Genomic DNA, 19,680 nt, shown 5'->3' with positions numbered 1-19,680 from the left:
TCGTAATCCGTCTTATTGTTTTTCTATGATAGCATACTTCTAACGCGTGAACGCAGCAGGGACGCCGCCGTCTACCGTGATCATGCAGCCCGTGGTTTTTTCGGCTTTAGAAGAAGCGAAGAATGCGATGGCTTCGGCAATGTCCTGCGGGTAAATATTGACGAGCAGAGCTGTGCGTTTCCGATAATGTTCCTCAAGCTGCTCTGGTTCAATCCCATACGCCGCGGCCCGTTCCTCCCGCCAGCTTGACCCCCAGATTGCCGATCCTTGAAGAACCGCATCAGGCAAAACGGAGTTGACCCGAATGCCATATTCTCCGCCTTCTGCTGCGATACACCTTGCCAAATGGGTTTCAAGCGCTTTTACCGAGCTATAGGCAGCGGCGTTTTTGCCCGCATAAACAGAATTTTTTGATCCGACAAACACCATGCTTCCGTCTCTGTTTTGCTGTTTCATTTGCTTAAACGCTTCACGTGCCACAAGGAAGTAGCCTGTTCCTAATACATTCATATTAAGATTCCATTCTTTTAAACTTGTTTCGTCAAATGGGCTTGATGTGGCCAGCCCGGCATTATTGACGACGATATCAATTCCGCCGTAAGCAAGAGCCGCTTGTTCAAAGGCTGACCGTACTTCCTCTTCCTTTGTCACGTCCATTTTGACAGCCATTGCCCTTCCTTCTCCGTATGCCTCGTTTATTTCCCCGGCAATTTTCTGCGCGCCTTCTATATTAAGGTCAGCGGCAATCACGTGCCCTCCTTCAGCTGCAAAGCGGCGGCATGCTACACTTCCGATTCCGCCGGCTCCTCCTGTTACGAACGCTACTTTACGGGAAAATTCTGCTTCCGGCGGAGCCAGCGTGAGCTTATATAATTCGAGCGGCCAATATTCGACATGGTAGGATTCACTTTCATTTAAAGAAACAAAGTGTCCCAGTGCTGTTGATCCTTTCATAACGGCGATAGCCCTTCGGTATAAAGCGCCGCTCACTTTAGACATGGCATAACTTTTTCCCGTGTTCACCATTCCGATGCCAGGAATCAATATCACCCGCGGGGCTGATTCGAAGATTTGATCTCCATCCTGCTGATGGCGTGTAAAGTAAGCCTGATAATCTGATGAAAAACGCTCGACTCCTGACTTGATCAGATCCGCCAGCTTATGCACATCTTGAGTTTCCGGATTCCACTCAATGTACAACGGAACCCGCTTTGTATGAACAAGGTGATCCGGGCATGCCGCACCGATTTGCGAGAGCGCTGGCGCTTGAACACTGTTTACAAATTCTAAGATATCGTCATGATCATCATAGGAAAGGATCATTTTCTTCTCTTCACTTACAGCGCCTCTGATTACAGGCATGATGCCTGCCAAGATTTGTTTTCTTTGATCTTCCGGCAGCGGCTGATATCTTTTGCCTCCGAATATCTCATGTTGATTGACACAGCCATTAATGTACTGCTTGGCTTCTTGGATGATAGATATCGTTTTTTCATAACATTGTTCAGACGTCTCTCCCCAAGTGACTAAGCCGTGTTTCTCCATTAACACAAGCTCAGCGTTGGAATTGTTCGCTACGCCTTCAGCGATCATTTTAGATAAAGTAAATCCGGGGCGTACGTAGGGCACCCATACAAACCGGTTTCCGTATATGTCTTCAGCGATTTGTTTTCCATTATCAGCGCAGCATATGCTGATAATCGCATCGGGGTGGGTATGGTCAACATGAGTGTATGGCAGAAAAGCGTGTAACAGCGTTTCAATTGAAGGGCGGGGATGTTTGCTGTCTATCATACAGTGAGACAAGTAGTCTACCATTTCTTCATCTGACATTTGGTCCCTTTCAATCAGCGGGCGGATGTCATCTAATTTCAAACCGGTAAAGTTATACGCTTTCATTGTGGCCAAATCCGAGCCGCTTCCTTTCACCCACATCACTTCTGTTTCACGGCCTCTGAAATCCTTTTCCGTTGTTTTCATAGACGTATTTCCGCCGCCCCAGTTGCAGACAGTGCGATCGGATCCGATTAGATTGGACCTGTACACCAATTCTTCTACACCTTTCGGCAGCTGTGCAGCATGTTCTGAATCCCATACATGTTTCACCATATTTGATATTCCTCCGTCCCCTTTTATTTGTATCCGTTTTCATTATATATGATCTTTGTTTATTTTTGAATTATTTTTGTTTATTTTTGTTTTTCAATAAAAAAGAAAGCAGCTGATGCCGCTTTCTCTTTCCATTATTATCATTCAATTTTAAATTTCTTCGTGATGTCCTGAAGTTCTTCCGCCATGTTTGCCAATGTCTCAGCTGATGAGCTGATTTCTTCCATGGACGCAAGCTGTTCTTCCGCCGAAGCTGCGATGTCTTGAATGCCTGCTGAGCTTTCTTTCGCCACTCCGGAAATGTCTTCAACCGCACTTGACACTTCCTGTGATCCTGCTGACAGCTGTTCAACCGTCGCGTTCAGGTTTTGCAATTCTCCGGAAATTTGGGTTGTCATTTCGTAAATTTGTTTAAAGCTTTCCGCTGTTTGATCAGTAATCTGCAAGCCTTCCTTCACTTCATGATTCACAGATTGGAACATCGACAGCGAAGTGCTGATTTCTCTGACAATCTCTTGAATTAACCCTTCAATTTCCTTGGCGGAGTCTGCTGATTGTACGGCAAGTTTTCTGACCTCTTCCGCAACTACTGAGAAGCCTCTTCCGTATTCACCTGCTCTTGCCGCTTCAATCGCAGCATTTAATGCCAGCAAATTGGTTTGATCAGCAATGCCGTTAATCACATTCAAGATGCTTGTGATGTCTTGCGATTTTGTTTCAAGACCCTTCACAACCGCTTCCGCTTTTTGAACGGATTGGTCGATTGTTTTCATTTGGCCGACTGTATGCTCGACCAGTTTTTCTCCGCTGCCCGCCGCCTCAGAGGACTGTATCGATGACTTCGTAATGGTTGAAGAGGCCTGAGCCACTTTTGAAATCCCGTGGTTCATTTGAGAAAGATGATCTGAACTTGTTTCCAGTTTCTCGCTTTGCGCCTCGTTGCCATCTGAGAACTGTTCGATGGCGAGTGTAATGTGTTCAGTTGCCTTGCTCGTTTGGGCTGCGCTTGCCGTCAGCTCCTCAGAAGAAGATGCCACGTTTTCTACAGATGTTTGAATGACACCAATGACAGTACGCAATGAGGCAGACATTTCGTTAAAGCTTTCGCCAAGCTGGCCAAACTCATTTTTCGAGTGAATATCAATGACTTCTGTCAGATCTCCGCTGCTGATTTTCGCGGATGTAGAAACCAGTTTTCTTAACGGCTTGGTAATGGCGCTGATAATAAAGAGAATAAGTATGCCGCCGATAACAAGTGATACGCATAGGACGATGATCGCTGTGTTCAGAACCGGGCTTGACGCATCTTCCAATTCACTGATAAAGTATGTGCCCGCGATTTTCCAGCCTGTCAGTTTATTTGTCGTAAAGGCCATTTTCTTTTCTTTGCCTTCGAAAGTATATTCAAATGAGCCTTCTTTTTTGGAATAAACTTGGTTCGTCCAATCGCCGGATCCAGTTGTCCCAGGTTTAATCGTCGGATGGGCGATATATTTTTTGTTGCCTGTTGTAATAAATGCGTAGCCTTTTGCACCGATTTTGATTCTCTGTGAAGCGGATAGCACTTCATCCAGATTTAAATCAAGTGCTATGACCCCTGAACCATCTTTTGTTTGCTTTGAGATGGTAACAACGGTACCCCCTGTTGCTTCGTCAATGTACGGCTCGGAGAAAACAGCCTGTCCTTTTTTCGCAACGGCTTGTTTGTACCAGTCACGCTCTGTCGGATCAAAGCCCTTTGGCACACCGCCTTCAGGATATTTATAAAGCTTTTTATTTTCTGAAGCCGCATAGATAGCGCCTACATCGGCATTCAATGTTGTATACTGTTTAAATTTCTCACTCAGTGAGGTTTTGTTTTTGTCTTGTAATAAATCTTTATTGATCGTCTCACTGTAATAATCAATTGCTTTTACTTTAGTATTCAATTTGTTCTGCAGGGTGCTGTTGAGTTCTTCAACGTTTCCCATTGCACTATTCGTCAGTTCTCTGTCTAGTGCGTTCCAAGCTGATTGATAACTGAAATATGCTAATACCCCAACCGGCAAAATAAGCACTGCCAGAAACGCAGCGACAAGCGGTTTGCTGATTGATGGCTGTTTGATCCACTGTACAATTTTCCCCATTATCGTTGACTCCTCCTTTAAGCTAAAACTAATATCGTCAAACTAGGATAAAGGTTTAATAAAAAAAACTAAAAAAAACACCCAAGTGCATAGACTTGGGTGTTTTGTCTTATTTATTATTCGATTTTGAAGCGTTTGGTCATATCGCGAAGCTCTTCCGCCATAGACGAAAGGGTTTCTGCTGACGAGCTGATTTCTTCCATCGAAGCAAGCTGCTCTTCGGCTGACGCCGCGATATCTTGGATATGAGCTGAGCTTTCTTTTGAAATCGATGCAATGTGCTCGGACGCTCCCGAGACTTCCTCGGAGCTGGCAGAAAGCTGCTGCACCGTCGCACTCATGTTTTGTAGTTCGCCGGCGATTTGGTTCGTCATTTCAGAAATACGAGTAAAGCTCATTTCTGTTTTATCTGTAATATCCAGACCTGTCTGCACCTCTTGATTGACAGATTGGAACATGCCGAGAGATGTATTGATTTCCTTCACAATTTCGATGATTAATCCTTCAATCTCTTTTGCTGAATCTGCTGACTGAACTGCCAGTTTTCTCACTTCTTCCGCTACAACGGAGAAGCCGCGGCCGTATTCCCCTGCGCGCGCCGCTTCAATCGCTGCGTTTAATGCCAGCAGGTTCGTCTGGTCAGCGATACCGTTAATCACGCGCAAAATATTGGTGATATCTTTCGATTTCGTTTCCAATCCGCGTACGACTTGTTCGGCTTCTTTAACGGACTTATCAATGACGTTCATTTGGCCGACAGTTTGATGAACAAGCTTGCCGCCTTCGCTTGCGATTTCTGTCGATTGAACAGATGAATCTGTGATGACTTCAGAAGCTTGGGCCATATTTATCAAACCGTCATTCATTTGATAAATGTGCTCTGCTGCCGTTTCAATGTTTTCGTTTTGTTTTTCATTGCCGTTAGAAAATTGTTCAATTGCCAATGTAATATGCTCTGTTGCTTTGCTCGTTTGTCCGGCTGATGCAGTCAGCTCCTCAGAGGAAGCGGCAACGTTATCTACTGAATCCTGGATGGCGTGTATGAGAGAACGAAGTGACGACGCCATATTGTTAAAGCTTTTGCCGAGTTCCCCCAATTCATCTTTTGAACGGATATCAATGGTTTCCGTCAAATCTCCCTCGCTTATCCGCTTAGAGGAACCCACAAGCTGTTTCAGAGGCGTTGTAATTGACCGAATGACAAATGTCATGACGATAACCCCTATGATAATAGCTGCAGCCAAGACAATTAAAGCAAGGTGAAGGACGGGCTGGGCTGCCTCATGAATTTCATCCAAATACATGGTGCCCCCGATTTTCCATCCCGTTAACTTATTCGTATCAAAGGCCATTTTTTTCTTATCGCCGTCCATGGTGTATTGAAAATCGCCTTTATCGGCATTCAGCATCTTCTCAAGATAGTCGCCTTTCAATTCAGCTCCCGAGGTTTTATTGGGATGGGCGACAACTGTTTTGTCCTTTGACATAATAAATGCGTAGCCATGTTTGCCGATGTTGACTTTTTCGGTTGTTTTCAGCAGATTTTCAATCGTCATGTTGATTGCGATAACGCCTGAACCATCTTTTGTCTGCTGTGCGATTGTCACAACCATTGTGTTCGTAGAGGCTGTTTTATAAGGATCCGTCACAACAACTTTTCCTTTATTCGCAACCGCTTTTTTGTACCAGTCACGTTCAACCGGATTATAATCGCTCGGCATCTGCAGATCCGGATAACGGGTAAAGTGACCGTCTTTGTCACTCGTATAAATAGATTCTACATCTTTATTGATTTTGATATACTGTGAGAATTTCTCTTTAATGTTTGCATTGCTTTTTGCATCGTATTTCTTTTTTGTCAGCCATTCGCTGAAGTAAAGGGAGCTGTCTTCTTTTTCTCCGATACTGGTGTTGATAATTTCGTTTAACTGCTGTACATTTTCTAATGCGCTCCCCATCATCTGTCTGTCGAGTGAGCTGCTTGCCGTTTGATACGCAATCGCCGCCAATATGACAACCGGTATAATGAGGATTGACAGAAAGGAAACGAGAAGCTTCCGTGTAATTGATCTTTGTTTTATGAGTTGGAGTATTTTTTTCATCATTCATTTCTCCTTTTTTATGCTACCCTTCATATCGGCAGGAATGGGTAAATATATACAGTAAAAAAGAAGAAATTTAACAAAAGTAACTAATCACCCATCATCATATAGTTATTTAGACCTGTTTTCCATCCACCTTAAATCGTTTTGTCAGGTTACGGAGTTCTTCAGACATTCTTTCAAGCGTCTGTGCTGATGAACTGATCTCCTCCATGGATGCCAGCTGTTCCTCGGCTGAAGCAGCGATATCCTGAATGCCGTCTGAGCTTTCTTTAGAAATTGCTGTGATATCATTTGAAGCAGCGGAAATTTCTTGAGCTCCCGCTGACAGCTCCTCAACCGTCGCATTCATGTTTTGCAGTTCGGAAGCCATTTGATTGGTCATGTGCGATATCTCATTGAAGCTTTGTTTTGTTTCCCCCGTCATGACAAGCCCTGTTTCAACTTCTTTGTTTACGGACTGAAGCACGTTCAATGATGTGTGAATTTCTTTTACAATGTCGCTGATCAGCGATTCAATTTCTTTTGCCGAGTCAGCCGACTGTACCGCGAGCTTTCTCACTTCCTCAGCGACGACGGAGAAGCCCAGTCCGTATTCTCCCGCTCTGGCGGCTTCAATGGCGGCATTTAAAGCCAGAAGATTGGTTTGATCCGCAATGCCGTTGATGACACGCAAAATATTCGTGATATCCTTTGATTTGATTTCCAGCCCCTTCACCACTTGTTCCGCTTCTTTTACGGAATGGTCAATCGTATTCATTTGTCCGACTGTTTGCTGTACGAGCGTCTCACCCTTGCTTGATACTTCCGTTGAATCTGCGGATGTTTCTGTCATCACTGTAGCAGCCCGCGCCAGTTCAGCTAATCCGTCGTTCATTTCATTAATTTGTTCGGTTGTCGTCTCGATTCTGTCGCTTTGGCTTTCGCTTCCGTTTGAAAATTGCTCGATGGCCATCGTAATATGCTCAGTTGCCCTGCTAGTCTGGTCGGCGGATGCAGTCAGTTCCTCTGATGATGAAGCAACGTGATCTACCGAGTCTTTGATGCCTTGAATGAGTGAGCGGAGCGAGTAGGCCATATGATTGAAGCTCTGGCTCAGAACGCCAAGTTCATCTTTTGACTTGATTTCAATTGTCTCGGTTAGATCGCCTTTACTTATTTTTTCAGCTGATGCGACAATGTGTCTCAATGGCTTTGTAATGGACCGAATCACAAAATAAATCGCCGTCATTCCAGCTGCGATGGCAATCGCCAGTACGATTGAAGCCATAATCAGAACTCTGCTTGCAGCATCGTGGATCTCGTCCGCATACATCGTGCCGCTGATTTTCCAGCCTGTTGTTTCGCTTGTGGCAAACACCATTTTCTTCTCTTTGCCTTTGTACGTATACTCAAAGTCGCCGCTTTTATTCGTGTAGAGTTTATCAACCCAGTCCCCTTTTAACTCTGTTCCCGCTTTTTCTCCGGAGTAGGCGATGACTTTTTTGTTTTGGCTTAAGATAAAAGCATAGCCTTCTTTTCCAATATTGATTTCTTTCGCTGTTGTGACCAGATCATCAATTTTCATATCAATGGCAACAACGCCTGATCCATCCTCCGTCTGGCGGGCGATGGTGACGACCATTTTTCCTGATGAAATTGATTCATAAGGTTCAGTGACGATTGTTTTGCCTTTATTGGCTATTGCTTCTTTGTACCACTCTCGTTCCAAAGCATTAAAGTCACTCGGCATGTCTGCGTACGGATAACGAGTGAATTCCCCGTCTTTGCTGCTAGAAAATACCGCAGCGACATTGTCATTCATTTGGATAAATTGTTTAAATTCCTGTTTCAGCTCTGTTTTCTTTTTATCCTTGAACTTATCTGCTGTGGCCCAATCGCTGAAAAACGCGAGGCTTTTTTCAGTCGTGCTGATTTTATCATCAATAATATGATCTAAAATTTGAACGTTTTCCTTTGCGCTTTGCGTCATCTGGATATCAAGAGAGGCAACTGCTGATTGATAAGCGCTTACCGAAAGGGCGGTAATAGGAACAATTAAGATCAGCAGGAAAGAAATAATAAGTCTCCTGGCAATTGATGACCTGCGAATCGTAGTGAGTGTTTTTTTCATTTCCTTTTGAACCTTCTTTCAATAATTTACAAATTATATCGGATGAAATTCCTTTATATTACATTGAAAATGAAGGAAAAAGTGAAAAATAGTTCTAAATTCACCGTGTTAACTAGTACTTTTTTATTATTTACCACACGAAAAAACAGCGCCTGAATAAGCGCTGTTTTTCTTCTTTTATTCGATTTTGAATTGCTTTGTCAGATCACGAAGCTCTTCTGCCATCTGCGCTAGAGTGGTCGCTGATGAACTGATTTCTTCCATAGAAGCAAGCTGCTCCTCAGCTGAGGCGGCAATGTCTTGGATGCTTGCCGAGCTTTCTTTCGACACATCAGCAATGCCGCTGACGGCAGTTGAAACATGCTGTGAACGGTCCGACAGCTGTTCGACGGTGGAATTCATCGTCTGCAATTTACCCGCGATTTCGTTTGTCATGCTGAAAATGCTCTGAAAGCTTTCTTTTGTATTGTCTGTGACGACAAGTCCGGACTGCACTTCCTGATTGACCTCTTTAAACATGTGAAGGGAGGTTTCGATTTCTGCTACGATTTCTTGGATCAGCTTTTCGATTTCTTTTGCTGAATCGGCTGATTGAACAGCCAGTTTGCGCACTTCCTCCGCTACGACAGAGAAGCCGCGTCCTGACTCCCCGGCACGCGCCGCTTCAATGGCTGCATTTAATGCCAGCAGGTTTGTTTGGTCAGCGATGCCGTTGATGACTCTCAAAATGCTTGTGATGTCTTTTGATTTTCCTTCTAAGCCTTTGACCACAGCTTCAGCCTGCTGAACCGATTGATTAATCGAGTTCATTTGTCCGACTGTCTGCTGTACAAACTTTTCACCCGTTCCGGCGATTTCTGTTGATTGGATAGACGCCTTTGTAATGTCTGATGATGTTTCTGAGACATGCTGAAGGTCCCCATTCATTAAGTTCAGCTGGTGAGAGCTAGATTCAACCTTTTCGCTTTGCTCCTCGTTTCCGTTTGAGAACTGCTCAATCGCCATTGTGATATGCTCGGTGGCTTTACTTGTCTGTCCGGCAGATGCGGTAAGCTGTTCGGACGATGCGGCCACATTGTTCACCGAGTCTTGAATAGCGCTGATCAGTGAGCGGAGAGATTGTCCCATTTCATTGAAACTTTCCCCAAGCTCTCCAAGCTCATCCTTCGAACGGATGTCGATCGTTTCTGTCAGATCCCCGCTGCTGATCGTTTTCGATGATTGGACGAGACGTTTTAACGGTTTTGTAATCGAACGAACGATAAACAGAATTAAAAACCCGCCTATTGCAATGGAAGCAATCAGCACGATCATGCCTGTGATCAGCACAGATTTTGAGGCACCCTTGATTTCATCCATATACATTGTGCCGGCTATTTTCCACCCAGTCAGTTCATTTGTTGTATAGGTCATCTTTTTATCTTCGTTATTCAGAGTGTACTTGAAATCACCGCTGTTATCGGCGTACATTTTGGCAACCCAATCGCCTGACAGCTTTTCCCCCGCCTTGTGTTTCTGGTGGGCGACATAGGTTTTGTTTTTCGTCGCAATGAAAACATAGCCTTCTTTACCGACCTTGATTTGTTTCATCTGTTCTAACAGTTTGTCAATGGTGATATCCATGGCGACAACGCCAGATCCATCCTTCAGCTCCTGGGCAATGGTAATAACCATGCTTCCGTCACTCGCTGCCACGTAAGGATCCGTCACGACAATTTCACCGCCGGCCTTCATCGCATCTTGGTACCAAGGGCGCTGTCTTGGATCGTATCCTTCCGGCAATTTTTCATTGGGCGCTTGGATGTAGGTGCCGTTTTCCGCGCCTCCATAAATTCTGGCTACCCCTTCATTGATAGAGATATATTGTGAAAACTTCGCTTTGAGCTCTTCTTGATTAGTCTTTCCTTTAAATACGGAGCTTTTAAGAGATTCACTAAAAAATGTGACTCCTTTCGCTTTTGCTCCCAGATCATTTGTAACAGTTGTATTAAATGTATCGACACTGTTTTTCGCATTTCCCATAATTTCCTGATCAAGCTTTCCGCTGGCGCTTCGATAAGAACTGAATTCCAATATTAGGATAGGGATAATAAGAATCGCAATAAATGACACGATTAATTTTCTTGAGATAGACGGTTTTTTCAGCCAATTGATAAAAGTCTTCATGTCCAGTTTCTCCTTCGGGTTTGATACAGTATATATCGGCTGCTTAAAAAAGTTTTAAAATAAAAATGGAAGAAGTTCTTTTTCAGCTGTCTTCTGTTTTTCGCTTTCATTGCCCAAGCCCTTTGCATATCTTATAAAAAACAAGGGGGGCTAAAGATGATTATTGTATCCGGACAATTGCTCCGTCCCCAAGATATTGAAAACTGGCAGATAGATGAGAAGTTGAATCCGCTGTTAAAAGAGATGCTTGAGACGCCTATCCAGTTTGATTATCATTCAATTGCCGAACTGATGTTTGAGCTGAACCTGCGGATGAATATCGTTGCAGCGGCAAAAACGCTGCACAAAAGCGGAGCGAAGTTTGCCACTTTTTTAAAAACATACGGAAATACAGCGTATTGGAGGGTTTCACCGGAAGGCGCCTTGGAGCTGAAATATAGAATGCCGCCTTCAAAAGCGATTCGGGACATTGCTGAAAACGGTCCGTTTTACGCGTTTGAATGTGCAACCGCAATTGTTGTTATTTATTATTTGGCCTTGATCGATACAATCGGAGAGGAAAAATTTGATGCCAGCTTTGACAGAATTATTTTATATGACTGGCATTATGAGAAATTGCCGATATACACAGAAACAGGCCATCACTATTTCCTTGGAGATTGTCTGTATTTTAAAAACCCTGAATTTGATCCGCAAAAAGCGCAATGGAGAGGCGAAAATGTGATTTTACTGGAAGAGGATAAATTTTTTGCCCATGGCCTTGGAATCTTAAGCGGACAGCAAATTATCGAGAAGCTGAATTCTTTTCGAAAAAAAGGAGCCGTACAGTCAGCTTATCTTCTGTCTCAGGCGACGAGACTGGATGTACCGTCTCTTTACCGCATCGTCCGCTAAAAAGCCCCATCGCCTATTTCCAGGACGATGGGGTTTCAAACGCTTTTCGTTTTCGATAAAAAGGGGCTGTGCCTAAATACTGGTTCGCAGCCCACTCCATTTTTTCAAGGTCATTTCTTGTCACGATTGGATCTAGACTGCTCCATTTGATAAAGCGGACAAAATAGTAGCCTTTGATAGGGGCCATTGTAACTTTTGAGTGAGGCCAGTCTTCAAATACAAACTCAATTTTCCCTCTTTTTTTATAAGAAGATTGAAGAATGTTCATCATCTGTCACCTCTGTTTATCGAGTTACGTTCGGCAAAGCTCGGCTAACAGTGACTTGACATCAGCGGGCCCGTTAAGCATGCCGACAGATTGCCCGGCCCACAGAGACATGTACCTGGAATCTTTTTCTCTGGCTGCTTGTTTTCTCATCGGCTTTGTTAACGTGTTTTGCAATGGATATGGAAGCGTGTTTGCCTCCTCAGCTTGCTGCTCTTTCATCCATTGATTGACTATCCCCCTTGCAGGCTTACCTGAAAACAATGAGGTGAGGCGCGTGTCTGTTCCCTGCGCTCTTTTTAACTCGCGTCTGTATGTTTCTGATGCTTCGCATTCCTCACACATGAGAAATGGCGTCCCAACCTGTACGCCTTGGGCTCCGAGACAATGAGCGGCTTGAACGCCGCGCCGGTCGGCAATTCCGCCTGCCGCGATAACCGGAACGGAAACGGCATCTGTCGCCTGGGGAATCAGCGACATAAGGCCAAGTGCGGCTTCCCCGCTGACCGGCAGAAAGGAACCGCGATGGCCGCCCGCTTCGCTTCCTTGCAGTACGATGATGTCCATTCCGCGTTCTTCAAGCATGATGGCTTCCTGCGGGACAGTAGCCGTACCAATGAGACAGCAGCCATTTTCCTTTAACGCTTGAATGGTTTCATCCGGCGGAATGCCGAACGTAAATGAACAGGCTCTTATATTGTGTTTGAGAATGATGCTAATTTTTTTATGGAAATCCTCCCATTCTTCTTCCTCTGAAGAAAATAGAGAGGCCTGTTCGGCAAACGGAATTCTGTTTTTCCAAGTTTGAATATTGCCCTCATCCGGTTCTTTTCTGCTTTCTGGAACAAACACATTTACCTGAAATGCTCCGTCAGTCAGCTGCTGCATGTCAACGATTTGCTTTTCGAGCATGTCGGAACTGAGATATCCGGATGCCAAGCTGCCAAGCGCGCCTTCATTCGACACAGCAGCTGCCAGGACAGGCGTGACAAGCCCGCCTGCCATCGGTGCCTGGATGACAGGTTTTGTCAGCGATAATGATTTCATCCATTCGGTCATGAAAACCCTCCTGTTACCCCATGATTTTGATATAGCATGTTCGATGGCGAGGGCCGTCGAATTCGCAGAAATAGATGCCCTGCCACGTTCCAAGAATCAGCCGCCCATTTTCAATAATGACATGCTGTGAGGCTCCGACCGTACTCGATTTCATGTGCGCAGCTGTATTGCCCTCCATATGGCGGTCCAGCTCGTGTTCCCACGGATACACCTCATCAAACCTTCTGAGCATATCTTTTTTGACGTCTGGATCGGCGTTTTCGTTAATTGTAATGCCCGCGGTCGTATGCGGACAATAAATCAGCGCCGCGCCGCTGGTTACACCAGTTTCTTGCAGAAACGCTTCCGCCTCGCGTGTGATCTCAATCATTTCATCTCGTTTGGTCGTTTTGATTTGCAATGTTTTCAACATTTGTTTCTCCTTTCATTTATCCGCTCTATTTGCTAATTCGTTCTGTGTTCTTTTTTTCCTGTTAAACCGCTCTCATAAACGCGATAAAAAACAAAAAACTCCAGTCTCACGCTGGAGTTTAGCGCCATACATATATTCTTGCTTCATACGGTTTTAACAGGACGGATGTCATGTGCTGATGCGGCTCTGTTTCAACATTTGACAATGCTAGTACGTCTGATGACAACGGCAACCCGGCGTGCTTGAAAAAGGCCGGCGTTCCTGTCAGGTTGGCCGTAATCAGGGCAGTATCGCTCTCATTTTTCCGAAGATACGCAAAGATTTGCTGATCTTCGGATAAAATGAGCTCGTATATCCCGTTGATAAAAACATCGTATGTTCGACGCAGCTTGATCAAGCTTTTGTAAAAGTGGTATACGGATGTTTGGTCGATTTTTTGCGCCTCGGCATTCAGCCATTTGTAATTTTTATTGATTCCGAGCCACGGTTTGGCATCAGAGAATCCGGCGTGTGGATCAGCATTCCATTGCATCGGCGTTCGTGAATTGTCCCGTCCCTTTTTCCAGACCATCTTCATCACGTCCTCGTGTGAAGCGCCTTTCGCCCTTTCTATTTCATACAGGCGCTTCATTGCGACATCATCATAGTCAGCAATAGACGGAAACGCCACGTTCGTCATGCCGAGTTCCTGTCCCTGATAAATAAACGGTGTGCCCTTCATAAGAAAATAAACAGCAGCAAGCGCTTTTGCACTTTCTTTTAGGTACACGCCGTCGTCTCCCCACACAGAAACTGAACGGGGCTGATCGTGATTCTCCATAAACAAAGCATTCCAGCCGATCCCTTCAAGACTGTCCTGCCAGTCTGTTAAAATTCGTTTGAAGGAAACGATATCAATGCTCTCACTGACCTCTACATCCCACAGCCCGAGATGCTCAAATTGAAAAATCATGCTGAAGATGCCGTTTTTTTCTCCAGCCCAATCATCCGCTTCCTTTGCAGAGACACCATTTGCCTCACCGACTGTCATAATCGGATAGCGGGAAAATGTGTTTTCTTTCAGCTCTGTTAACAAATCCATTATGCCGTCAGCATTCATGTGATAGGGGAAAGAAGGAACGACATCCAGTCCTTTTGGATTCGGCATATCGGGAAGCCCTTCTTTTTTCTTAATATGAGTAATGGCATCGACCCGAAATCCATCAATACCTTTGTCAAGCCACCAATTCACCATGTCATAAACGGCATTTCTCACCTTTTCATTCTCCCAGTTCAAATCAGGCTGTTTTTGATCAAAAAGATGAAGATAATACTGGCTTGTCTTTTGATCATACTCCCAAGCCGCCCCACCGAAAATACTTTCCCAATTATTTGGCGCTTTTCCGTTTTTGCCGTCCTTCCAAATATACCAGTCGCGTTTTTCCGAGTGTATGGATGAACGGGATTCAATGAACCATGGGTGTTCGTCGCTAGTATGGTTCACGACAAGATCCATTATCATCTTCATGCCCAGCTTATGAATGTCATGGAGCAGCTCGTCGAAATCAGCCATGGTGCCGAAATCGCTTAATATGTTTTTATAATCCCTGATATCATAGCCGTTATCCGCATTGGGCGAATCATACAAAGGGCAAATCCAGATGACATCGGCGCCCAGCTCTTTTATGTAGGGAAGCTTTGATCTGATACCTTGAATATCCCCGATTCCGTCGCCATTTGAATCTTTAAAACTGCGGGGATAAATTTGGTACACAACCGCTTCCTTCCACCAAGCCTTTTTCATACAGCCACTCCCTTCCTCAGTGTCCCGGTCTATATATCTTATGTAGACAAAAGGCTTTACAGCATTGCTTTTTCAGAAAACCGCCAGCCATTATAAAAAAACAGCCGTTCAATCTTCGGCTGCTTTTTATAAAAAGTCAGTTTTTTTAATTTCTACAAAACGGATGTGATGATCTTCTGCATCGCGGATTTTAAATTCGCAGCCCTCCGCGTGTATCACATCCCCTGCTTTCAGTTCCATTTTTTGCGTCAGAAGCCAGCCTGCGATCGTATCAATTTCTTCATTTTCAATGGCAATGTCGAGCAGATCGTTCACTTCGTCTATTAGCGCTTTTCCATCCATCACATAATGGTGCTCGCCTTTTTTCAAAATGTGCGGCGTTTCATCCTGATCATATTCATCGCGGATGTCCCCGACGATTTCCTCGATAATATCCTCGACAGTGACAAGCCCCGCCGTTCCTCCGTATTCGTCTACGAGAATCGCCATGTGAATCCGCTCCTTCTGCATGCGGATCAAAAGCTGCTGAACAGGGATGCTTTCGATGACCCTGATGACGGGCCTCATGATCTGCTTTAACTTTATCGGCTTGCCGAGAAAATAGGCTTTAAACATATCTTTGCTGTTGATGATTCCTAAAATATGATCCTTGTCTTCTTTGATGACAGGGTAGCGTGTATACCGTTCATTAATGATGTGATGAATCGCTTCTTCAAGCGACTGCTCCAGCGAGATGACCGCAATTTCTGTCCGCGGGATCATGATCTCTCTCGCTACCCGGTTGTCAAATTCAAAAATCTTATTCACATAGCGAAACTCAGACTGATTGATTTCTCCTTTTTCATAGCTTTCTGAAAGGATCAGCCTCAGTTCCTCCTCGCTGACGACAACCTCATGCTCCTTCACAGAATGAAAGCCAAATAATTTCACAAAAAAACTTGCAGAGCCGTTCAATGCTTTAATAAACGGAAACATGATTTTATAAAACCAGATCAAGGGCTTTGCAATCGATAAGCTGACAGCTTCAGCCTTTTGAATGGAAACCGTTTTCGGGGCAAGCTCCCCCAGCACCACATGCAAAAAAGTGACGATGATAAATGCAATTACAAATGTGACAATGTGGTTAATCGGTTCCGGCATGCCTGTCATCTCAAACAAAGGATGAAGAATGCGTTCAAATGTCGGTTCACCAAGCCAGCCAAGGCCGAGAGCTGTAATGGTAATCCCGAGCTGGCAGGCTGATAAATACTCGTCAAGATTGGAGATAATTTTGTGTGCGGCAAGCGCCCGGCTATCACCGCTTTCGATAAGCTGATTGATTTTTGAACCTCTGATTTTGACGATTGCAAATTCCGCAGCAACGAAAAAAGCCGTAATGCCAATCAAAACCAAAATGGCGACCAATTGTAAAATAAGCAAAAAAAGCCCTTACCATAAATGGTAAGGGGCCACCTCCTTAACGTTAGTTCTCATTACGACCGTTTAAGAAGATCATCACAAAGCGAAGAAGCTCAAACAGGGATACCAGGGCGGCGGCCACATACGTTAAGGCGGCGGCGCTCAGCACTTTATTTACCCCATTCTCTTCATTGTTTCGGATGAATCCTTCTGACACAATAATTTGCTTCGCGCGTGAACTCGCATTGAATTCGACAGGCAGTGTAATCAGCTGGAAAAAGACAGCGGCTGAAAACAGAATGATGCCAAGCCCGATCAGATTCAGGCTGCCGAGAAGCATGCCGCCTAAGAAAAGAAAAGGAGCTACACCTGATGCAAAATTCACGACTGGGAAGATTTTATGTCTCAGCACAAGCGCACCATATGATTCCTGATGCTGCAAGGCATGTCCGACTTCATGGGAAGCAACGGATATGGCGGAAATTGAGCGGCCGTAATAGACCGGCTCAGATAAACGCACCACCCGTCTTGTCGGGTCGTAATGGTCTGTTAAAGTGCCTCTTACCGGTTCGACCGGCACGTCGTAAAGACCGTTTATATCTAAAATCCGTCTTGCCGTTTCTGCCCCTGTACGTCCGCTTGAGGCTTCCACTTTTGAATATTTTTGAAAGTTGCTCTTCACTTTAAATTGTGCCCAAAACGACAATCCCAATGCGGCTATTGTTAAAAATATAAACAGCATTTTTCATCATCCTTTTTCTATGATCAAATCTTTCTTTGTTACGATTATTTTAATGAGTTTTCTTTCTCGTGTACAGAAATGCGCTTCTTCTTCCGGCTCGGGACACACATTCCGATCAGCAGAAAGAACAGTCCTGCTGAAAACAAATAAAAGGCAAAGCCGCCGACATTCTTCTTCAAAAAATGAAGCCAGGAGAAGCCGCCGGAAAAGTGATTATATGAATTCAAATCAAAAATAAACAAAATCACCGCGGATGCCGCCAACTGGGTTCCGATCAAAACCACGATCGTTCTTTGAATGATCGTCATCTTTTTCATCCTTTTTGCTTTAGTTTATGGAGAAACCCGTTTTTATATGTTTTGTTCATTTTTTGAAAAACATCACCTGAAGTGGGACATACTGTTAGAAAAAAGCACGGGTGTGATGGAAGCCATGAAAGTGACGAGTGAGGAAAAGGAACAGCTGAGCACAGCAATCGACCGAATGAATGAAGGGCTGGATGCATTTATCCAGCTTTATAATGACTCGGAAATCGATGAACCACTTATTCAGCTTGAAGATGATACAGCCGATTTGATGAAACAGGCCCGGGATATGTACGGCCAGGAAAAGCTAAATGAGAAATTAAATACGATTATTAAACAGATTTTATCCATCTCATTATCTGAAGAAGGAGAAAAAGAATGAAATCAAATCGGATATTTATTTCGTGGCTCAGGTGGCCGTTATTTATCCGAATCGGGGTTATTATTTTATTTCTGATTCTTTTGTTCGGCCAAATCATTTATATACTTGAGCCGAAACAGTTCACTTCGGTATTTGAAGGTATTTGGTGGGCTGTTGTTACCGTTTCGACAGTCGGCTATGGAGACTATGTGCCGCACACGCCGCTGGGACAGGCAGCCGGAATACTGCTGATTTTGACTGGAGCAAGCTTTGTCACCGCCTATTTCGCCACGTTATCAGCGGCCGCATTCAGCAGACAGCACCGCTACATTGAAGGAAAAGTTGCTTACAAAGGGCGGGGCCACATTATTCTGATTGGATGGAACGAAAAAACTAACCGGCTGCTGAAGGCGCTGCAGCTTGCGAATCCTTCCAAGACGGTAGTGCTGATTGATGAATCTTTGAAAGAAGGCCCGCTTATCGAAAACCTTCATTTCATACGGGGCCATGCTGCAGATGATGAGACACTGAAACGGGCCAATATTACTGAAGCTGAATCCGTCATGATTACAGCCGATCAGTATAAAAGTGAAACTGAAGCAGATATGCTGTCAGTGTTGATTCTTTTATCTGTTAAAGGGCTTAACCCCCTTGCTTACTGCATCGTCGAGATTTTGACTGACCGTTTTGTCACCAATGCGGAGCGGGCAGGCGCTAATCAAATCATCGGAACTTCAGAATTTATCAGCCGAGCGATACTGCAGCATTACCAAGTCAAATTACAGCCGTCTAAGCAGAATGGAATCAATCTGACACTCGATCAACATGTAAAGCTTCTTTCTGTTCCTGATCATCTAAAGGGAGCCGCTTACAAAACGTGTGTCATCTATTTCCTTGATCACAACACTACAATTATCGGCGTACAAAAAGAGGAAGGGCTGGTGATTTCCCCTCCTCTTACATATAAAGTGCTCGAAACAGACCAATTTCTTGCGATCTAATGCAGCAGAACATCCTCCAACTCTTTTACAAGAGAGGCGCCGATATCTAAATACGCAGGGTCAATTTCCGCGTCACGCCTTTCCGGCTCGGAAAATTGATTAAACAGTGATTGAAACGGACCTCCCTCGGCATTGTCGTCAAGACCCGACTGAAACACCTGCCTCAGCATAAATGGCGTGCCGATCCGAACGGCCGCCCCTCGTTCATCGAGACTGCCCTGTACCGCATTGACGGGTATCCTTAAAAACAAATAGCCGTCTTGATCATCAATTTTATAATCAAAGTAGCCGTGATCGTATTCCCAGCCGCCGTTTATTCCATAACCGAGCGGCTTCATGACTTGTTCCAGTTCTTGAAGCAGAAAAGACTGCCCATCTATCGCGGAAGGTATTGTAATCATCAAAATGCCCCTTTTTTCACTTATCCTGTCCTGCCGAACAAGACTTCATTCAAAGGCGAACTACATGGAAATCGTTGTTGTTTCTTTCTTACGGCCAACAGAAAAGAAAGCGCATTCAATTAAAAAGTAAACAGCCATTGCCGCTGCAAGTCCTGCAGCCGATTCCCATGAAAGATAAACAACTGCGGCATAGAGTCCTAATTTAGTGAACAGGGTATGGGATCGTTTTAATTGCATCATCCGGTGTACCGCATCGGTAAAAAGGGCAAGCGGCAAACCAATAAGAAGTAAGGCGTAGATGAAAAAGTGTAATAGTGTACCGCTATAGCTTGAAGAAAACGCTGTGTACACGGAATCGAGGGAGATAAGGAGACTTAGAACAGCTGCAGAAAAACCGGCAATGATGAGATGTTTAACCATTTGTTTCATGAACATCAGCACCT

At 44.5% G+C, this 19,680-nt stretch carries 17 protein-coding genes; 3 read left to right on the top strand and 14 right to left on the bottom strand.

Annotation, left to right across the window (positions count from 1 at the left end):
- Positions 1–39: 39 nt before the first annotated feature.
- From V6D41_RS13770 to mcpB, 5 genes are all read right to left on the bottom strand, one after another.
- Entirely contained in the window at positions 40–2,109 is a 2,070-nt protein-coding gene (locus V6D41_RS13770) for a bifunctional aldolase/short-chain dehydrogenase (protein WP_333518559.1), read from the bottom strand.
- A gap of 140 nt (positions 2,110–2,249) precedes the next feature.
- Complete coding sequence (tlpB, locus tag V6D41_RS13765) at positions 2,250–4,235, bottom strand: methyl-accepting chemotaxis protein TlpB (RefSeq protein ID WP_333518558.1); 1,986 nt, start codon at positions 4,233–4,235, stop codon at positions 2,250–2,252.
- Between the two features lie 116 nt (positions 4,236–4,351).
- Positions 4,352–6,337 carry a methyl-accepting chemotaxis protein gene (gene mcpA / locus V6D41_RS13760; RefSeq protein WP_333518557.1) on the bottom strand — a complete coding sequence of 662 codons (1,986 nt, stop codon included), beginning with the start codon at positions 6,335–6,337 and terminating at the stop codon, positions 4,352–4,354.
- Positions 6,338–6,452: 115 nt separating this feature from the next.
- Entirely contained in the window at positions 6,453–8,450 is a 1,998-nt protein-coding gene (gene tlpB / locus V6D41_RS13755; protein WP_333518556.1) for a methyl-accepting chemotaxis protein TlpB, read from the bottom strand.
- A gap of 177 nt (positions 8,451–8,627) precedes the next feature.
- Entirely contained in the window at positions 8,628–10,616 is a 1,989-nt protein-coding gene (gene mcpB / locus V6D41_RS13750) for a methyl-accepting chemotaxis protein McpB (RefSeq protein ID WP_333518555.1), read from the bottom strand.
- Between the two features lie 156 nt (positions 10,617–10,772).
- Here mcpB and V6D41_RS13745 point away from each other — a divergent pair, with 156 nt between their 5' ends.
- Positions 10,773–11,510 carry a protein-glutamine gamma-glutamyltransferase gene (locus tag V6D41_RS13745; RefSeq protein WP_333518554.1) on the top strand — a complete coding sequence of 246 codons (738 nt, stop codon included), beginning with the start codon at positions 10,773–10,775 and terminating at the stop codon, positions 11,508–11,510.
- Positions 11,511–11,523: 13 nt separating this feature from the next.
- Here the strand turns inward: V6D41_RS13745 and V6D41_RS13740 are convergent, their stop codons facing one another.
- From V6D41_RS13740 to V6D41_RS13710, 7 genes are all read right to left on the bottom strand, one after another.
- On the bottom strand, positions 11,524–11,778 hold the full coding sequence (locus tag V6D41_RS13740; protein WP_148963929.1) for a hypothetical protein: 255 nt from the start codon (positions 11,776–11,778) through the stop codon (positions 11,524–11,526).
- A 24-nt stretch (positions 11,779–11,802) separates the two neighbouring features.
- Entirely contained in the window at positions 11,803–12,834 is a 1,032-nt protein-coding gene (locus V6D41_RS13735) for a nitronate monooxygenase (RefSeq protein WP_333518553.1), read from the bottom strand.
- Positions 12,835–12,847: 13 nt separating this feature from the next.
- Complete coding sequence (locus V6D41_RS13730; protein WP_087993372.1) at positions 12,848–13,246, bottom strand: secondary thiamine-phosphate synthase enzyme YjbQ; 399 nt, start codon at positions 13,244–13,246, stop codon at positions 12,848–12,850.
- Between the two features lie 118 nt (positions 13,247–13,364).
- Positions 13,365–15,029, bottom strand: a complete 1,665-nt coding sequence (locus tag V6D41_RS13725) for a glycoside hydrolase family 13 protein (RefSeq protein ID WP_333518551.1) — start codon at positions 15,027–15,029, stop codon at positions 13,365–13,367.
- Positions 15,030–15,155: 126 nt separating this feature from the next.
- Positions 15,156–16,448, bottom strand: coding sequence for a hemolysin family protein (locus V6D41_RS13720; RefSeq protein WP_148963933.1), 1,293 nt, complete (start codon positions 16,446–16,448; stop codon positions 15,156–15,158).
- Positions 16,449–16,491: 43 nt separating this feature from the next.
- Entirely contained in the window at positions 16,492–17,169 is a 678-nt protein-coding gene (locus V6D41_RS13715; RefSeq protein WP_148963934.1) for a zinc metallopeptidase, read from the bottom strand.
- A 44-nt stretch (positions 17,170–17,213) separates the two neighbouring features.
- Positions 17,214–17,477 carry a hypothetical protein gene (locus tag V6D41_RS13710; protein ID WP_087993376.1) on the bottom strand — a complete coding sequence of 88 codons (264 nt, stop codon included), beginning with the start codon at positions 17,475–17,477 and terminating at the stop codon, positions 17,214–17,216.
- A gap of 46 nt (positions 17,478–17,523) precedes the next feature.
- On the opposite strand from V6D41_RS13710, the gene mstX reads away from it, so the two are divergent.
- Together mstX and V6D41_RS13700 are read left to right on the top strand one after the other, a co-directional pair.
- Positions 17,524–17,856 carry a biofilm formation protein MstX gene (mstX, locus tag V6D41_RS13705; protein ID WP_087993377.1) on the top strand — a complete coding sequence of 111 codons (333 nt, stop codon included), beginning with the start codon at positions 17,524–17,526 and terminating at the stop codon, positions 17,854–17,856.
- Positions 17,853–18,836 carry a potassium channel family protein gene (locus V6D41_RS13700; protein ID WP_333518550.1) on the top strand — a complete coding sequence of 328 codons (984 nt, stop codon included), beginning with the start codon at positions 17,853–17,855 and terminating at the stop codon, positions 18,834–18,836. The genes mstX and V6D41_RS13700 overlap by 4 nt, the downstream gene beginning before the upstream one ends.
- Here the strand turns inward: V6D41_RS13700 and V6D41_RS13695 are convergent.
- Both V6D41_RS13695 and V6D41_RS13690 read right to left on the bottom strand, forming a co-directional pair.
- Positions 18,833–19,237: a YugN-like family protein gene (locus V6D41_RS13695; protein ID WP_333518549.1), complete on the bottom strand. Its 405-nt coding sequence runs from the start codon at positions 19,235–19,237 to the stop codon at positions 18,833–18,835. The two genes, V6D41_RS13700 and V6D41_RS13695, sit on opposite strands and share 4 nt — an antisense overlap.
- A 60-nt stretch (positions 19,238–19,297) precedes the next feature.
- The gene (locus tag V6D41_RS13690) at positions 19,298–19,672 is read right to left on the bottom strand and encodes a hypothetical protein (RefSeq protein WP_333518633.1); all 375 of its coding nucleotides are present in this window, start codon (positions 19,670–19,672) and stop codon (positions 19,298–19,300) included.
- Positions 19,673–19,680: the final 8 nt, after the last annotated feature.

The organism is Bacillus sp. 0102A, assembly GCF_036765155.1.
Taxonomy (GTDB): domain Bacteria; phylum Bacillota; class Bacilli; order Bacillales; family Bacillaceae; genus Bacillus; species Bacillus subtilis_G.
This window is presented reverse-complemented; position numbering and strand designations above follow the sequence as displayed.

Excerpts from the sequence above, each read along its gene's own strand:
- V6D41_RS13770 (WP_333518559.1), bottom strand. The coding sequence starts at position 2,109 with ATGGTGAAACATGTATGGGATTCAGAACATGCTGCACAGCTGCCGAAA.
- tlpB (WP_333518558.1), bottom strand. The coding sequence starts at position 4,235 with ATGGGGAAAATTGTACAGTGGATCAAACAGCCATCAATCAGCAAACCG.
- mcpA (WP_333518557.1), bottom strand. The coding sequence starts at position 6,337 with ATGAAAAAAATACTCCAACTCATAAAACAAAGATCAATTACACGGAAG.
- tlpB (WP_333518556.1), bottom strand. The coding sequence starts at position 8,450 with ATGAAAAAAACACTCACTACGATTCGCAGGTCATCAATTGCCAGGAGA.
- mcpB (WP_333518555.1), bottom strand. The coding sequence starts at position 10,616 with ATGAAGACTTTTATCAATTGGCTGAAAAAACCGTCTATCTCAAGAAAA.
- V6D41_RS13745 (WP_333518554.1), top strand. The coding sequence starts at position 10,773 with ATGATTATTGTATCCGGACAATTGCTCCGTCCCCAAGATATTGAAAAC.
- V6D41_RS13740 (WP_148963929.1), bottom strand. The coding sequence starts at position 11,778 with ATGAACATTCTTCAATCTTCTTATAAAAAAAGAGGGAAAATTGAGTTT.
- V6D41_RS13735 (WP_333518553.1), bottom strand. The coding sequence starts at position 12,834 with ATGACCGAATGGATGAAATCATTATCGCTGACAAAACCTGTCATCCAG.
- V6D41_RS13730 (WP_087993372.1), bottom strand. The coding sequence starts at position 13,246 with ATGTTGAAAACATTGCAAATCAAAACGACCAAACGAGATGAAATGATT.
- V6D41_RS13725 (WP_333518551.1), bottom strand. The coding sequence starts at position 15,029 with ATGAAAAAGGCTTGGTGGAAGGAAGCGGTTGTGTACCAAATTTATCCC.
- V6D41_RS13715 (WP_148963934.1), bottom strand. The coding sequence starts at position 17,169 with ATGCTGTTTATATTTTTAACAATAGCCGCATTGGGATTGTCGTTTTGG.
- V6D41_RS13710 (WP_087993376.1), bottom strand. The coding sequence starts at position 17,477 with ATGACGATCATTCAAAGAACGATCGTGGTTTTGATCGGAACCCAGTTG.
- mstX (WP_087993377.1), top strand. The coding sequence starts at position 17,524 with ATGTTTTGTTCATTTTTTGAAAAACATCACCTGAAGTGGGACATACTG.
- V6D41_RS13700 (WP_333518550.1), top strand. The coding sequence starts at position 17,853 with ATGAAATCAAATCGGATATTTATTTCGTGGCTCAGGTGGCCGTTATTT.
- V6D41_RS13695 (WP_333518549.1), bottom strand. The coding sequence starts at position 19,237 with ATGATTACAATACCTTCCGCGATAGATGGGCAGTCTTTTCTGCTTCAA.
- V6D41_RS13690 (WP_333518633.1), bottom strand. The coding sequence starts at position 19,672 with ATGTTCATGAAACAAATGGTTAAACATCTCATCATTGCCGGTTTTTCT.